The 15,292-nt window shown below is 48.3% G+C and carries 12 protein-coding genes and 1 tRNA gene; 3 read left to right on the forward strand and 10 right to left on the reverse strand.

Annotation, left to right across the window (positions count from 1 at the left end):
- The first annotated feature begins 359 nt into the window (after positions 1 to 359).
- A tRNA-Gly gene (locus tag WBL83_RS05880) sits at positions 360 to 433 on the forward strand.
- An 89-nt stretch (positions 434 to 522) separates the two neighbouring features.
- On the opposite strand, the gene WBL83_RS05885 is transcribed toward WBL83_RS05880, so the two are convergent.
- On the reverse strand, positions 523 to 888 hold the full coding sequence (locus WBL83_RS05885) for a DUF4440 domain-containing protein (protein ID WP_424588267.1): 366 nt from the start codon (positions 886 to 888) through the stop codon (positions 523 to 525).
- A gap of 2 nt (positions 889 to 890) precedes the next feature.
- The gene (locus WBL83_RS05890; protein ID WP_424588268.1) at positions 891 to 2,267 is read right to left on the reverse strand and encodes an MFS transporter; all 1,377 of its coding nucleotides are present in this window, start codon (positions 2,265 to 2,267) and stop codon (positions 891 to 893) included.
- A gap of 106 nt (positions 2,268 to 2,373) precedes the next feature.
- On the opposite strand from WBL83_RS05890, the gene WBL83_RS05895 reads away from it, so the two are divergent.
- Positions 2,374 to 3,270 carry a LysR family transcriptional regulator gene (locus WBL83_RS05895; protein WP_424588269.1) on the forward strand — a complete coding sequence of 299 codons (897 nt, stop codon included), beginning with the start codon at positions 2,374 to 2,376 and terminating at the stop codon, positions 3,268 to 3,270.
- A gap of 4 nt (positions 3,271 to 3,274) precedes the next feature.
- On the opposite strand, the gene WBL83_RS05900 is transcribed toward WBL83_RS05895, so the two are convergent.
- From WBL83_RS05900 to WBL83_RS05915, 4 genes are all read right to left on the reverse strand, one after another.
- Positions 3,275 to 5,530 carry an EAL domain-containing protein gene (locus tag WBL83_RS05900; RefSeq protein WP_424588270.1) on the reverse strand — a complete coding sequence of 752 codons (2,256 nt, stop codon included), beginning with the start codon at positions 5,528 to 5,530 and terminating at the stop codon, positions 3,275 to 3,277.
- A 98-nt stretch (positions 5,531 to 5,628) separates the two neighbouring features.
- The gene (locus tag WBL83_RS05905) at positions 5,629 to 6,927 is read right to left on the reverse strand and encodes a diguanylate cyclase domain-containing protein (protein WP_424588271.1); all 1,299 of its coding nucleotides are present in this window, start codon (positions 6,925 to 6,927) and stop codon (positions 5,629 to 5,631) included.
- A gap of 314 nt (positions 6,928 to 7,241) precedes the next feature.
- Positions 7,242 to 7,760: a hypothetical protein gene (locus WBL83_RS05910; RefSeq protein WP_424588272.1), complete on the reverse strand. Its 519-nt coding sequence runs from the start codon at positions 7,758 to 7,760 to the stop codon at positions 7,242 to 7,244.
- A complete protein-coding gene (locus WBL83_RS05915; protein WP_424588273.1) occupies positions 7,757 to 8,542 on the reverse strand; it encodes a winged helix-turn-helix domain-containing protein in 786 nt (261 codons plus the stop codon). Before WBL83_RS05915 ends, WBL83_RS05910 begins: the two co-directional genes overlap by 4 nt.
- Positions 8,543 to 9,145: 603 nt before the next feature.
- Here WBL83_RS05915 and WBL83_RS05920 point away from each other — a divergent pair.
- Positions 9,146 to 9,751, forward strand: coding sequence for a helix-turn-helix domain-containing protein (locus WBL83_RS05920; protein WP_424588274.1), 606 nt, complete (start codon positions 9,146 to 9,148; stop codon positions 9,749 to 9,751).
- Between the two features lie 52 nt (positions 9,752 to 9,803).
- On the opposite strand, the gene WBL83_RS05925 is transcribed toward WBL83_RS05920, so the two are convergent.
- From WBL83_RS05925 to WBL83_RS05940, 4 genes are all read right to left on the reverse strand, one after another.
- The gene (locus WBL83_RS05925) at positions 9,804 to 10,076 is read right to left on the reverse strand and encodes a hypothetical protein (RefSeq protein WP_424588275.1); all 273 of its coding nucleotides are present in this window, start codon (positions 10,074 to 10,076) and stop codon (positions 9,804 to 9,806) included.
- A gap of 38 nt (positions 10,077 to 10,114) precedes the next feature.
- The gene (locus tag WBL83_RS05930; protein WP_424588276.1) at positions 10,115 to 11,488 is read right to left on the reverse strand and encodes an HlyD family type I secretion periplasmic adaptor subunit; all 1,374 of its coding nucleotides are present in this window, start codon (positions 11,486 to 11,488) and stop codon (positions 10,115 to 10,117) included.
- Positions 11,475 to 13,646, reverse strand: coding sequence for a type I secretion system permease/ATPase (locus WBL83_RS05935; RefSeq protein ID WP_424588277.1), 2,172 nt, complete (start codon positions 13,644 to 13,646; stop codon positions 11,475 to 11,477). The genes WBL83_RS05930 and WBL83_RS05935 overlap by 14 nt, the downstream gene beginning before the upstream one ends.
- A 129-nt stretch (positions 13,647 to 13,775) precedes the next feature.
- Entirely contained in the window at positions 13,776 to 15,119 is a 1,344-nt protein-coding gene (locus WBL83_RS05940) for a TolC family outer membrane protein (protein WP_424588278.1), read from the reverse strand.
- Positions 15,120 to 15,292 lie beyond the last annotated feature (173 nt).

A 15,292-nucleotide genomic window follows, 5' to 3' on the forward strand; every position in this document is an offset into this window, starting at 1 on the left:
TTCTTTTGTCAAAATTAAACGAATTAGAGCTATTAATCATATTCAAATCAATTAAAGATTGAGAGGTGGATTTTGTTACCTCCCGCCTTTATAGGACTGATTTATATGAAAAACTACTCTTTAATTCTTGGTGTGAGTTCTTGCTTATTTTTCATCATAGTCGTGGCGTTCCTTCTACTCAGGATTTCTGCCGTTCCCATATGACTCAGTAAAGAGCATATAGTCACGTATGCGAAGCGAGTGCTAAAAGCGACGGTTACCCTCGTATCAAACGAAACAACTGCTTAATAATCCATCACATAAATCAAAATGCGCTTGCCAGTATAAGCTGAACGTCTATAATGCCTACGCACTTCAAAGCGGGTGTAGTTCAATGGTAGAACGGCAGCTTCCCAAGCTGCATACGAGGGTTCGATTCCCTTCACCCGCTCCAGTCTACTGATATATAAATCAAAATCCCCAGTCAGCGACATTATTCTTAGCCAGGTCGCAGAACAAAATCTGACCGTATGCGATATGCACTTAAACAGCCATGGTCTCATGCAACAGTTTCCACTTTCCGTCAGCAAAGACGACGGTTGAGTAGCGCAATGTGGCCTCTTGCCCCGGCAGACTTTGCCTTTCGCTGTAACTGACGACCGCACCGGTCAGCCAGTCTTCCACGATCGTAATCTCTTCGACGACAATTTTAAGCCCAGGCTTTGCCGCTCCTTGCCCGCGGAAAAAGGCACTCAGCATGGCAAAATCCAGCTTTGCACCACCGGTGGTGACCATGGAAAACGATGGGGCAAAGCGTGCCAGCAGCGCTTCGACGTCGCCTTCACCTTTGCCAAGCCAGTTTTCAATTGCCACGTGGACATCAATTACTTCTCTGATATACGGATTCATCTTTATTCCTTTTGAGCGTTAAGTTGGCGCACGATGGCGCGGTTGGTTATGCGCAGGCAGAGCAATACAGGAATGAGCGCACTGGCGGCTGCCAGATAAAAACACCAGTGAAAGGCGAGCGTTGCGGGCATATTTTCCTGCAACTTGTTAAGCAGCAAACTGAGTAGCGCGACCCCCAGGCAGAAGCTGAGCTGGCGATTGATATTCCACAATGCGCTGGCTTGAGCAAGTTGCGCATCATTCACCTGCAAAAAGGCGCAGCTTTGCGCGGTGCTGCTACACAAGCTCCCGCCAAATCCCATCATCGCGAATGCCGCCAGCAGTAACGGATACTGTTGCGCGCTACCCACCTGTGCGAGAGCCAGAATCCCTAAACCCTGCATGATGCAGCCGGCAATCAGCAAAGGGCGCGGGCCTAAGCGGTTGAACTGCTTTCCGGTCAACGTTATCGCCATAAACGACGCCAGCGACCAGGGGATCATCAGGCTGCCCACTTGCGCGGCTCCCATACCAAGCTGATTTTGCAGATACAGCATCGCCACCAGACTTACGCCGATAAACACGCCCGGAATCGCCTGGTAAATCATCATGGCGTTACGCAAAAGTGGGTCTTGCATCAGTCGCAGATCCAGCAGCGGATGGGAATGTCGCAAGCTGTGGCGCACGTAACCCGCTAATACCAGCAGACCACAGGCAAGCATAACTAATCCGGTGGCAGTTCCATCATTCCTCGCAAGGCTGGTTAACCCAAGCAGGATCAGCAGCAGGGCGCTACAACTACTGAGCAGGCCGATGACATCAAGCCGGGTACGTGGTTGCGTATCGGGTTGTTTTTTCAGCCAGATGGCGGCGAGTAGCAGTGCCAGTGCCGCCAGCGGCAGGTTGGCAAAAAAGACCCAGCGCCACGTGAGCGTGTCGACAATCAGCCCGCCGAGCGCCGGGGAGAGTGCCGGAGCCAGCAGGCCGACTAGCATAATCGCCGCCGACAGACCCGCTCTTTCGTGGCTGCGGTAAAGTTGATAGGCGAGCGTCTGGCCCACGGGAATGAGCAGCCCGCCGCCCATGCCCTGTAGCAGTCGCCATGCGATAAGTTGCCCAATACTCTGCGAGAAGCCCGCCCCCAGCGTCGCCAGCAGAAATATCACAAGCGAAAGCCCAAACACCCGATGCCCGCCCACTCTTTGTGCCAGCCATGCACTGAGAGGGATAACTATCGTCAGCCCAAGAATATAGGCATTGCTCACCCACGCCAGTTCGCTGACCGTTGCCCCCAAACCATGACTGATCGCGGGATAGGCGACGTTAGCGATAAACATATTGATTAAATCGACGAAAAAACCCAGCAGATAGACAACGGCAACTTTAGTGCGATAGGGCATACCACCTCCGATAACAGGCGAGGAGTGTAGCGGCGCATAAAGGGAGGATAAATCACCGCCACAGGTTTACACTGTCAAAATTATTTTGACAGTAACGGAGTGCGTGATGCTCAACCTGCAAAGGCTGACGATATTTGTGGCGGTGGTAGAGGCGGGGAGTTTTACCGCTGCGGCGACCGCGCTTGGGCAAACCAAGGCGGTGGTAAGCTTTAATATCAAACAGTTAGAAGCTGAGCTCGGTGTCTCATTGCTGGTGCGCAGCACCCGTCGATTGTCGCTGACCGACGTCGGAGAGCGCTTTTTGCTGCGTTGCCAGCGACTGTTGGAGGAGGCGGAAAACCTGCTTGATGATGTCCAGCAGGATCATGGCGGGTTAAGCGGCGTGTTGCGAATCACCAGCACACCGGAATACGGTACTCAGGTGGTGGTTCCGGCGCTGGCGGCTTTCTCTCGGCTGCATCCCCAGTTACGCGTTCAACACGTATCCTCTTCTTATCACGCTGATTTAATTGCCGAACGTTTCGATGTCGCCATTCGTCTGGGCCAGCTTGCGGACTCGAGCCTTAGAGCCGCGCCCATCGACAGTTTTGCTATTTTACCCGTTGCCTCGCCTGCTTATCTTGGCGAGCGCCCGATAGCCAGTCTGGCTCAATTAGCCCAGGCTTGTTGGCTTGCCCACAGCAGGCTTGCCTCGCCGCTCACCTGGCAAGTGATGACCCCCGACCAGCAGGCGGTTTTATTTAAGGTCGAACGCCCTCCCGCGATTGTCGCAGACAGTGCTTCTGCATTACTTGCCTTCGCCATGCAAGGCTCGGGCGTTGCGCTGTTACCAGAATGGCTGGTGCGCCCGGCGCTTCAACGCGGTGAACTTCATGCCCTGCTAATGGACCATCAGTTCCCGCGTCAGAGCATCTATGCGCTTTACCCCAATACCCGCCACGTTCCCGAAAAGGTTCGTGTGTTTATTGATTTTTTACGTGAATGGGTCGACGCGGGGAAATAGCTCATCATCCCACAACCGCAACGGCTAAGGGGGGCGTCAGTGTTGCGGGCAAGCCTGCTATTGGCGTAGGTTTGCCGATTAAGTAGCCCTGCACATAATCAATTCCCATATGATAAAGCGTACGGCGAATCTCTTCGGTTTCGACAAACTCAGCCACCAGTGACATGTTCTTCATACGAGCAAGCTCGCAAATTGACTCAACAATTTTGTAGTCCATTTCACTGGAATTAATATTATGAATAAAACTCCCATCGATTTTGAGAATATCCGCGCGCATGGTTTTTATTCGGGCGTAGCTGGCATATCCGGTCCCAAAATCGTCAATGGCAATCTTACAACCCAGGCGTTGTAAGGCATCGAGGGTTTTTTCTGCCTGCATATTATTGGTTAATTCTTCGGCCTCGGTGACTTCCAGCACCAGTTGTGCAGGCGAGATGCCGTGCATAATCATCAATTTCTCAATGTGTTTTGCCATATCCGTACGGCAAATTGATGCCGGTGTCAGGTTAATGGCGTAACGCTGGTTTGGCCGTGAATGTCGGGTCTCATCCATATATTTCATGGTGTTATGTAACACCCACAAATCAATGCTTGAGGACATGCCAAACTCATTTGCCAGTGGCAGGAAGGTATTGGGGAAAATAATCTCATCGTTATTTCCGCGCATCCTTAACAGGACTTCGTGATAGCAATCTCCGTCCTTGCTTTCGATCGGCTGCACCATTAACACAAAACGGTCCAACTCCAGCGCGCGCTGCAGTTGGTTCATCATCTCGACTTTGATTTTCACCTGGTTCTGCACCTGTCGGCTACTCTGTTTTCTCAGGTCGACCGGCAGGTTAGTGGTGAGTGAAATCTCTGCAAGTGTCCGCAACTCGCCAATTAATAAATACAGGTGGCCAACGGGGTAATTAATGATGCAATAACTGCAACCAATTTGCGGGTACAGTTTTACGCCGTCGCGGATAAACCGAAAATCTTTGGCTTTGCTATAGATCTCCGCGATGCGTCTTTCCGCATGTAAAGGAGAAATGCGTACGATAAGATCGTGCCCTGAACTCATATAAATCAGCTCGTCTTTATCCAGTACCGGTTCTAAATAGAGTGCTAACTGTTGTTTATATTGCACTTGCATCAGCAAGCCATAATTGCGTCCTAACAACTCAAGATCAGGCATATACAGCTGGCATAAGACGGAGACCGTGTTTTGCTTTAAGTCTGTTTCAAGCGCCAGCAAGTTGGGTAAATGCACCACCGGGTCAATGTGCATCAAACGCTGCGTTTTTAAATTGAGGGCACGTTTACGGGAAATATTGATTGCCATCAGGGTGATGGTTATCGAAAACGCCGAGAAACAGGAAGTGGCAACCGCCAGATGCAATTTATAATAAGCATCATGTGGGATGAAACTCTGAATGTTGTGGCATAACACAATCAGCACGACCCACCAGACTACTGAAATTGCGGCATGACCAAGACGCAATGTCCCCCAAATCATCACTGGCAGTAATAACGTCAGGGTGTAAATCGAGTTCATTAGCGGCAGCGCATGATTTAATGGGGAAATCATCATTATCGTGAGTAAGCCGAGGGAGCCGAACAAGCAGACGAGTTCGGGTAAACGCATTTCACGTGCTGCCTGAAGACGAATCTTCTTAAGATATTTGACCAGGTAAGCAGGCGTTCTAATCGAACGAATCACCAGATACATCATCGGCAACCCCATCATATTCCCAACGATCATTCCCTGATAATTGATTAATGTGCGGGTGGTAAACGGGCTGATATACATCAAGGAATGATGGATACCAAACAGGCCCAAATAGAGCTCTGCATGGTAGTAATTAAGGAATAGCGTGGCATTGATAAATATCAGCCAAAAAATGCGTTGCCACGTGAGATCGTATCGTCCAAAACTTGCGCGTCCTCTCTTACCCGTGAAGCAGTAATACCCTGCACAGCTAATGGCGACTGACGTAAAATAGTGCAGCATCGACATCAATGCAGGTTCTAAACCGCGGTCCGGGTATACGCGATAAAACAGGCACAGCAGGATCCCAGGGAGGGCTTTAAACCCATAAATCATGGTCAGGATGGTGGTCAGGGCCATGTTCAGGTAGAAGAAAGTGCTTTCAAAGCCATCTACCACGCCGTAAGCACTCAAATATTCAGTTATCGGGTAGAGTATGAAAGGCAGAACCAGTGGCAGTGCCCACCACTTATCTTTATATCGGTTATATGTTTTAGATAGTTGCATCATCAATGTTAGCTTATTCACTAATTCCAGGTTTGGAGTGATTCACAAGCATCCATTGCTTAGGAATGAGTCTCTTACGACTCGATGGTTTCAATTAACGATTAGCTCGGTAATGTCATCTCTATTTCATTGTAAAATGTGATGTTATTTTTTCCCTGGTTTTTAATGTAGTACATGGCTACATCCGCTTTTTTAAGTAAAGTCGCGACATCAGTGCCATGCTCCGGGTAAATGGACACCCCGATGCTGGCCGAGATAAAATCGACTGTCGTTGCTGAGAGTTCATAGGTACCCGCAATTTTAGAGAGCAGTTTTTGTGCGAGTTGAATAACCCTCTCTTTATCTTTTTGACAAATTGCGATGATAAATTCGTCACCGCCAATTCTGGCGACAAAACCTTCGTGGCAGACGTTTTCTTTGAGCGTCTGTGAAATCTTCACCAGCAGTTCATCCCCGACTGCATGCCCCCAGACGTCATTAACCCGTTTAAAACCATCCAGGTCGATAAACATGATAAATAACGGTACAGCGTGGCTTGCGAAAAGGGTATTCAGATGTGTTTGCAGATACAGACGATTAGGTAATTTCGTTAATGAATCATGCTGTGTCATTTGCTTAAGCAGTAAATTCTTTTTAATTAACTCACGCTTGAGCAACTCATTACTTAAATGCTTTTTGAAATTAACAAACCAGATAACGATTGCCAGCAGAAATACCATTGCGACAAGTACGCTTAATGTCATGGCGATGGTGTTTTCGATATAGTCATCCTGAACTAAAGGCATTGATGACATGGGATGCGTGTCCATGTTCATTTCGCATGATCCGACAAAGTGCATCATCGCCACACCCGTACACAGCGTAAGGGTGGCACCCAGTCGGTAAAAGTTGGCATAAATATCATTCCTGCCCTTCATCACCAACATCAGGTGCATTAAACGCAACATAATCAACGATGCGATAAAAATAACCACCAGGGAGAGGATGATGTGATTTCTGCTGACGTACGCATCGCCTGCATTAACGATGGCTGCCATCCCCAAATAATGCATGGATGCTGCGGACAGCGAAAATATAAAAGCAGGAAAAAGGTAGTGTTGGCCGCGCAGTTTTTTGAATAAAAAACAGGCAAAACCCAGGGTGCAACCGACCATCGCTATCAGCAATGATGCCAGCGTTTTATGAATGTTATAATTAATAACATGGCTATGGTGATGGGCCTGGATAACCATATAGTGCAAAACCCATATCCCACAGCCCATCGTTGGGCCGCTAAATAAAGGCCAGCAATAATGATTTCTGCGCGCACCAGCCTTACATAGCCAAAAAGAGACATAAAAAGCGACGCACGCACTTATTACGGCAAGTAAGACTAATGAAACATCATAATTAAATAACATATTTAACTTAAAATTTACTCTTGAAGGGCGTGCTTGTTTTTTTAATGGGAAATAGCCGAGTGAATAATAGCGATGTGTTTATTATCTTCAAGGTAATTTTATGCAATTAGAAAAATAAAAGACAACCCACCCTGCAGTTGTCTTTTAATGGACAATATCTGGCGTAATACTTCTGTTTGTTACGGTTGATATTCATTCTTAGGAAGATTGTTATTTTCCAGCATCCGGCATAATTCATCTATCGGCAAGGGGCGCCAGAATAAAAATCCCTGCGCCAGTTCAGTCCCTATCTTAGTGGGCTTTAGTTAGAGATTTTACTCGTCATCTGGCAGCATGAACTTCTGGCAGTACAAGTACGGGATACCTTCGCGGGTAATGAGATCCGCATCTTTGTTCAGCGCAAAAATATCAATGTCGGTCACGCCGGCACTTTTGAGATAAAAGTCTGGCAGGAACTGCTGAAGGATCGCTGATGGCGCGGTTTCGCGATTCGATATGATAATTTGGCGAGAAACCCAGACTGGGCTGAGCCCGTAATCCGTATGGGTAAACAGCACGGTACGCTGAACGGTATATTCTTCCTGCGCACTGACATTAATGATGCCATTAATGTGAGCAATACCTTTCCCGTCGCCCGATTTAAAATCAATGATCCCACGAAACGCAGCCTTGTCTCTTTCTATCTGTATCGTCGCCCGGCAGGCAAGATTATGCCGCGCGTCATGAGCAGGCTGATGAAGATATAGCGCCAGGCTGGCAAGAATAGCCACGCAGACTAAAAAAATGATGCGTGTCTGGATTCTTATTGCGGCAATCGCTGAGAATATCTTCATTGACTATCGTACCGTGGATAAAAGACGGATTGGCAAGAGTTACCTTTTGATAACTCCATACTGGTGGTGCATTGAATGACAGAAACATTTTTGGTTTCTGTATACGCCGTTATATAGAGGTAATTATCGTCCTTGCACAATTCAGGATGTTCCTTGATGAACGCCTCATGGCGGATATGATTGCTGGCATCGCCATTGAAGAAATAGTGGCACTGGCCATCATATTTTTTCGGGGAAACATAACCTGAAAAATAATCTTCGTTAAATAGGCGTGGATAGATAATGACAGCGATGATTATCACGGTGGCGATAATCATCAACCCTTCTGTCAGGTTTAAAAAAGTTCGCTTTTCTTTGGCCGCGATATGAGTTGTCGAATCCCTTGTTGTTTCTAAGGGTAATGGTTCGGGCTGAATCTCTGCTACAGATTCGCGCTGTTCCTCGACGCTTATTTCTTGCTGGATGATAAGTCCTTTGCGTGGAACAGTCGTGATTATTTGCTTTTCAATATTCATTTGCATAAAGGACTTACGCAAAGAAAGAATGCTTTGATAAAACGCGTTAAAACTTACCTGCCTGTGGCTATCCCCCCATGCAAAAGCCAGCAATTCATTTTGTGTGACAATGGCACCATGATTTCTGAGCAGTAACAAAAGGCATAAAGAGGCGGTTGGCTTGAGTTTTATCTGTTCATGGCTGTCCGCATGCACCAGACACTGCTTTGCAGGGATAAATAATATTTTACTTTCAATGAGATATGACAGGTTTTCTGCTTCGGGCATGTTGCCAGTACTCTCGTTAGCTCAGGCAGGATTTCACACGTACCATTATAAGCATATTGGGGCAGGGAATAACCTGATGTTTTACCTGGGCCGTCCCGGGTTGTACTTTATTTCAGCTATTCACAATACTACTAACAAAAGATAAACACATTAAAAACAATTAAAGTTAATTTAAATCAATTGTTTAAATGTTTTCAGCATTTCTTTTTTAATTGCAAAGAGAAAGATCCCGCTGCAAAGATAAAAAACATTACCTTAGCCCTGGAGATAAATATACTCAGTGACACAGCGCTGAGCGAGTTGATGCCATGGTGATGTTCTTTACCGCCAAAACGCGATGCTATAAGTGAAATTTAATCTTTGAGCTATTTGGTCGCCTTTAATCATCATTGATGATGTCTCAACTTAGCAATGGGTGTTCTCCCGTGAGAAAACCATGTAAGCACAGCTTTTAGTGCATATTGGCTAATTAAGAACACACTTGTCTTGATATCCGGTCTTTGATATCAACGTTGAGAATGCGTTATCAAATTGCTTAAGGGCTGTCTCCCTCACAAAGTGAAAGGAGATAATCTATATCCACAATCCAGGTAAGAAAAATTGATGTCCAGTCTTAACGTAGATGAATCTGTAATGCTCATTGGCGAAGAAATAAAAAGGTCAGAGAATGCGTATTTTTCGTTGCGAAAAAAACGTCAGCGCATTGAGCTGAGAAAGGATGGCAATTTATTTTTCCTGGAGAAAGGAACCGTCTCCGTCTACCGCGTCGAAAATGACCTTGTCACAATAAGCCTCACCGCGCCCGCAATATTGGGGCTGGCACAAATGCGCAGTGAATTCACATCGCATTACTTACGCTGTGATTCAGATTGTGAAATGTGGGTGATGAGCACCGCCAATGCCAATGAGTTGCTGACCAAGAAAAACTTATGGATGCATGCATTTGATATTTTAACCAGCCATCTTCAGCGTTATTTCCAGCGTGAAAATATGCGCTCTCATAAAACTATACGTGAAATCGTGACGGAGCATGTGAAGCATATCTGGTCGCTGGATCCTGACATTCGCGATAAAACCTCGGTGTATACTTTTATTCTGAGCCGTAACCATATTTCGCGCAGTGCTATCCATAAGGTATTACAAGAATTAGTGAACGAAGGTAAGTTGACGCTTAAACGTGGGAAGTTAGCTTCTTTTAGTTGTCAGTAATATTTCGCTAAGATTATTTGGCCGTTGTCGGATGACGCTTCGCTTATCCGACCTACAATAACCGATAGCAGTGCAGGGTGAATAAGCGTCGCGTCATCCAGGCTGTAGTTGTAGGGTGAATAAGCGCAGCGTCATCCGCCGTTACCGTTATCCAGACAGTAAATGTAGGGTGGATAAGCGCAGCGTCATCCACCGTTACCGTTATCCAGGCTGTAGTTGTAGGGTGGATAAGCGCAGCGTCATCCACCGTTGCCGTTATCCAGACAGTAGATGTAGGGGGGATAAGCGCAGCGTCATCCGCCGTTACCGTTATCCAGACAGACAAAAAATTAAGCCGCAACGTTATCCGTTGCGGCTTTTTATTTATCTCTCGCGCAGTGCTTCAGCTTTGGCCCGAATAATCGGCTTAAGCAAATAACTCAGAATCGATTTCTTGCCCGTCAGAATATCCACCGATGCGACCATTCCCGGAATAATCAACATTGGGTGCTCTTTGGTACCCAAATAGTTTTTATCGGTTCTCAGTCGTGCGATGTAATAACTGTGGCCTTCTTTATCGGTCACGGTATCAGGGCTAATCTGCACCAATTCGCCATTCAAGCCGCCGTAGGTGGTGTAATCGTAAGCGGTAAATTTAACCACTGCATGTTGCCCCGGATGCAGGAACGCGATGTCACGTGGCTGAATTTTTACTTCTATCAGCAGTTTGTCGTCGAGCGGCACAATCTCAACCAGATCGCTGCCTGGCTGGATAACGCCGCCAATGGTATTCACCATCACTTGTTGGACGATGCCACGAACCGGTGAAACTACCATGGTGCGGTTAACCCGGTCTTCCAGCGCTTTGCCCGTGGCTTCGGCTTTACTCAGATTGGTGCGCGCTTCATTGAGTTGCGACAACGCATCGCTCTGGAAGCGGCTGCGGCTTTCAGCAATTTTGTTATCGATCTCTTTAGCTTCGGAATCAGATTTCGGAATCGACAGGGTGATGGAGTCCAGCAGCCCTTTAGTTTCCACTTCGGTACGACGCAAACGCAGGATCTCCACTTTAGAAATCGCGCCCGAGGCCAGCAGCGGTTCAGACATTTTGATCTCTTGTTGCAGCAAGCTGAGGCTGTGTTTGTACTGAGATTGTTTCGACTGGAAATCGCGCAGTTCCTGCTTCTTCTGCACTAACTGCTCTTGCAGGCCCGAGATTTCATTCTGCAACTGACTGCGGCGGCTGTTATACAAATCCACTTCACCACGCGCCACTTCCGGTGCCCGCTTCATAATCTCATCAGAAATCACAAAATCTTTGCCTTCAGCTTCCGCAGTCAGGCGGTCAATTTTGGCGCGTAACCCAAGTTTGTCCGCTTCTGTTTCGCCGACATTCGAGGCAAAGCGCGTATCATCCAGATGCAACAATGGCGTACCGGCATCGACAATTTGCCCTTCATGAACAAACAGCTCCGTGACAATCCCGCCTTCCAGGTTTTGTATTTTCTGCAAACGCGAAGAGGGAATAGCCTTGCCTTCACCCCGCGTGACTTCATCGAGTCGGGCAAACCCGGCCCACACAATCGCCAGAATCACTAACGCCAGAATGGTCCACAGTGTCAGACGGATAACACGCGGTGAATCATCAATCAGTGCATGACTGACTTCATTAATGTTATCGGCCTGATTCTCATCGCGCCCGTTAAAGTAGGGGCGGATTTGCTGACGCAAACGTGTAAATAAATCAGCGAGACGCATTGATTTGACCCTTCTTCAGCGCATCCATAACAATGGCTTTCGGGCCATCAGCGATAATGCGTCCTTTATCAACAATAATCAGGCGATCAACCAGGGTCAGCATCGACGCACGGTGAGTCACGAGTAACAAGGTTTTATCAGCGACGAATGGCACCAGCGCCTGTTTGATGCGGTCTTCACTGGTGTTGTCCATGGAGCTGGTTGGCTCATCAAGCAACAAAACCGGTGGCTCCAGCAACAGGGCGCGCGCCAGGGCAACGGCCTGGCGTTGACCGCCTGACAATTGCATACCACGTTCCCCCACTTGCAGGTTGTAACCATCAGGGTGAATACGCGCAAACTCACTGACACCCGCGAGTTCTGCGGCACGCAGCATGGTTTCGTCATCAACATAACGCGCACCAGAAATCAGGTTATCGCGCAGCGTGCCGTTAAACAGCTGAATGTCCTGTGGTACGTAACCAATGCTATGGCGCAGATCGTTTACGTCTAACTGACGAGCATCGACATCGTCGATCAAAATGTTACCGCCGGTTGGCTGATACAGATTGATAATGAGTTTGCTGATGGAGCTTTTTCCTGATCCGCTGCGGCCGATAATGCCGACACGTTCCCCAGGCTTGATGGTCAGATTGACCTTATGCAGCGAAGGATTTTTCTGCTCGGGATAGCTGAAATCGACATCTTTAAATTCGATGCTGCCACGGAAGTTTTCGCGCTTCAGCGGATGTTCATGCTCGCGACGTTCCTGCGGCATCGACATCATTTTCTCTGTGCTGTTGATGGTCAGACGTGCTTGTTGGTAGCGGGCGATTAAACCGGTGAGTTGTCCCATTGGCATTAGCGCACGGCCATTGAGCATGTAGCAGGCAATCAGGCCACCCATACTCAAGTTGCCGCCAATAATCATGTAAACGCCGACAATAATCATGATCACGCCGGACATTTGCTGGAACCAGCCGGTCAGGTTGCTGGCAAAACTGGATAACGTTTTGACGCGCAACTCCAGGCGGCTCAGGCTGCCCAGCGTTTGTTCCCACTGATACTGGCGCTCGCTCTGGGCATTGTTAACTTTAATCGCATCAAGGCCGCTGAGTGTTTCAATCAGCAGTGCCTGGCGCTCGCTTGCCAGACTCATGGTTTTGGCCACCGCCGCATTCACCGGTTTTTGTAATGCCCAGCTAATCAGCAATGCGATGGGGAAGGTGAGCAGCGGGATCCAGGCTAGCGAGCCGCCGATAATGGCGATAACTAACAACAGCACCAGCGTAAACGGTAGATCAATAAGCGTGGTCAGCGTCAGTGACGAGAGGAAATCGCGCAGCGACTGAAACTCATGGATATTCTGCGCAAAGCTACCGACACGTGCCGGGCGCGCCTTCATCTCCATGCCGGTGATGCGCTCAAACAGCGTAGCGGAAATAATCAGGTCGCTCTTCTTGCCGGCAATATCGAGACAGATCCCGCGCAGCATTTTTAATATCAAATCGAAAATGAACGCCAGACAAATACCGACCGCCAGAACCCACAGCGTCACCGTTGCATGATTGGGAACAACCCGGTCATACACGTTCATGGTGAACAGCGGGGTGCCCAGCGCAATAAGGTTGATAAGCAAGCTTGCCAGCACCGCGTCCATATACAGGAAGCGGGACAGCATCAACGTGTCTTTGAACCACGATTTAGTGCGCGGCAGGAAGGATTCAGATTGCAGGTCAAACTCATGGCGAGGATGGGCAAAAATCACCTGGCCGGCATAGCTTTGCTCAAGTGTGGTGGCGTCAACGCGGATTTCACCGCCTTCGCTTTCACTCGGCATCAGGCGTACGGAACCGTCGGCGTTCCGGCCCAGCAACACCGCCGCACCGCCATCACGCAGCAAGAGGATCGCGGGTAGCGACATCTCCGGGATTTTATCCAGCGTACGTTTAATGACCCGCGCTTTCAAACCCGCGCGTGCTGCTGCGCGCGGTAATATCGCTAACGTCAGGCGGTCGTTTTCAAGCGGCAAACCACTGCTTAACGTCGAACGGCTCGCGGATTTACCATGCAAAGAGCACAGTACCAACAGACAATCGAGCAAAGGATCGTCATGGCGACTACGCGGGTCATGGTAACTCGACTCTTCAACGGGGGGAGTCTCTGACAGGTTATTCATTTGTTCAACTTGTGAAGTCATTTAGGCGTTATGTCGGTGTTTGTAGGGTGGATAAGCGAAGCGTCATCCACCAAATAATGTCGGATGGCGCTGCGCTTATCCGACCTACGGAAATATATTCCTTAAACGCTACTGCAATTCTGGCAACGTATTATTACTCGCCGAATCAATTGGCTGACCCGCAGGCGTTGGATTAATTTTCAGAGCTTTTAATAATTCACCGGTGCGCGCAAATATGCGATAGCCGGAAGATATTTCCAGATAACGTAATTCCACCAGACGACGTTTAGATGAGAATACTTCGTTTTCACTGTCTAATAAATCCAGCAGGGTTCGTTCACCCAGGCTGAATTGATCCTGATAAGCGGTTCGGACTTTTACGCTACGGTCAGCATAATCTGCAGCCGCGGGTAATTGGTCGCGGGCATTTTTTAAAGCCGACCATGCCAGCCCAATTTCCTGGTTCATTTGGCGCAAGGTATTATTTCTCACGTCTTGCGCTTGTTTTTCCAGGTAAGCACGGGAATCCATTGCGGCTTTATCGCTTCCACCCTGATACAGGTTGTAATGCAGTTTCACCATCGCTTGCCACTCTTCGGAATGGGCGCGAGTCGTGTCGGTATCGTTACTGATGCTATGGGAAAGTGAAACATCAACCCGCGGATAGAACGTGGATTTCGCCGCCTGGTATTGCTGATGCGCAGCTTCAATATCGGCGTTCGCCGACTTCAACAGTGGGTTATTCGCTTCCATGACGCGTTTCGCATCTTCCAGCGATTTCGGCAGTTTACCGTCAATGCTTTCAGGCAGGCTGAGGTTTTCAGGCGCAGCCCCGGTCACGCTGACAAACGTGGTATTGGCATCTTCCAGGTTTGTCTGCTCAGTCAGTAAGTTATTGCGCGCTTGTGCCAGACGGGCTTCCGCCTGCATCAAATCCCCGGAGCGCCCAACGCCCTGGTCGGTACGCAAACGAATCTGGTCGTAGATGCGCTCGTGGTTCGCCAGATCGTCTTGTGCCAGGCGGACATATTCCTCGCGTTGCAGCACGTCGAGATAGGCCTGAACCACGTTCAATGCGGTGGTTTCGCTGACGTTCAACACGGTAAATGCGCGGGAGTCGACGGTCGCTTTCTGGCGGCCCACTTCGCTGGTTGTGGCGAAGCCATCGAACACGTTCTGATCAAGACTTACCGTGGCATCGTTCGGGGAAAGGTTCATCCCGTTATTATTGCCGCCCGCACGTGTCGTTGCGTCATTCAGGTTTTTTTGGCCCGCTTCAGCATTTAAATTTAAAGACGGGAGATATCCTCCACGTGCAGCACGTAAATCTTGTTCTGCCGAATAGCGACTATTGACTGAGGCATTAACTTCAGGGTGGCTAGAGAGGGCATGCTCGACGGTATTTTGTAAGCTTTCTGCGTTAACAGATTGTATTGATAAAACACCAAATATAAACAACAGATACTTCTGCATTTAATGAAGCCTTATTACGCGAGAAAATGATATCCCTATGCCACGCTTTATATCCATTTGTGCATTTAACACGAAACATCATATTGGTTAACAAATGCAGAGGTGTTTGTCTGATTACATTAAATGGGCTTTCATTCGAAATGAAATTTAATGTTTTGTAATGTGATGTTTCA

Source organism: Buttiauxella sp. (assembly GCF_049686335.1).
Lineage (GTDB): Bacteria > Pseudomonadota > Gammaproteobacteria > Enterobacterales > Enterobacteriaceae > Buttiauxella.

Coding starts and splice junctions, on each gene's coding strand:
- WBL83_RS05915 (WP_424588273.1), bottom strand. CDS start 8,542: ATGCCCGAAGCAGAAAACCTGTCATATCTCATTGAAAGTAAAATATTA.
- WBL83_RS05900 (WP_424588270.1), bottom strand. CDS start 5,530: ATGATGCAACTATCTAAAACATATAACCGATATAAAGATAAGTGGTGG.
- WBL83_RS05910 (WP_424588272.1), bottom strand. CDS start 7,760: ATGAAGATATTCTCAGCGATTGCCGCAATAAGAATCCAGACACGCATC.
- WBL83_RS05920 (WP_424588274.1), top strand. CDS start 9,146: ATGTCCAGTCTTAACGTAGATGAATCTGTAATGCTCATTGGCGAAGAA.
- WBL83_RS05885 (WP_424588267.1), bottom strand. CDS start 888: ATGAATCCGTATATCAGAGAAGTAATTGATGTCCACGTGGCAATTGAA.
- WBL83_RS05935 (WP_424588277.1), bottom strand. CDS start 13,646: ATGAATAACCTGTCAGAGACTCCCCCCGTTGAAGAGTCGAGTTACCAT.
- WBL83_RS05940 (WP_424588278.1), bottom strand. CDS start 15,119: ATGCAGAAGTATCTGTTGTTTATATTTGGTGTTTTATCAATACAATCT.
- WBL83_RS05930 (WP_424588276.1), bottom strand. CDS start 11,488: ATGCGTCTCGCTGATTTATTTACACGTTTGCGTCAGCAAATCCGCCCC.
- WBL83_RS05890 (WP_424588268.1), bottom strand. CDS start 2,267: ATGCCCTATCGCACTAAAGTTGCCGTTGTCTATCTGCTGGGTTTTTTC.
- WBL83_RS05895 (WP_424588269.1), top strand. CDS start 2,374: ATGCTCAACCTGCAAAGGCTGACGATATTTGTGGCGGTGGTAGAGGCG.
- WBL83_RS05905 (WP_424588271.1), bottom strand. CDS start 6,927: ATGTTATTTAATTATGATGTTTCATTAGTCTTACTTGCCGTAATAAGT.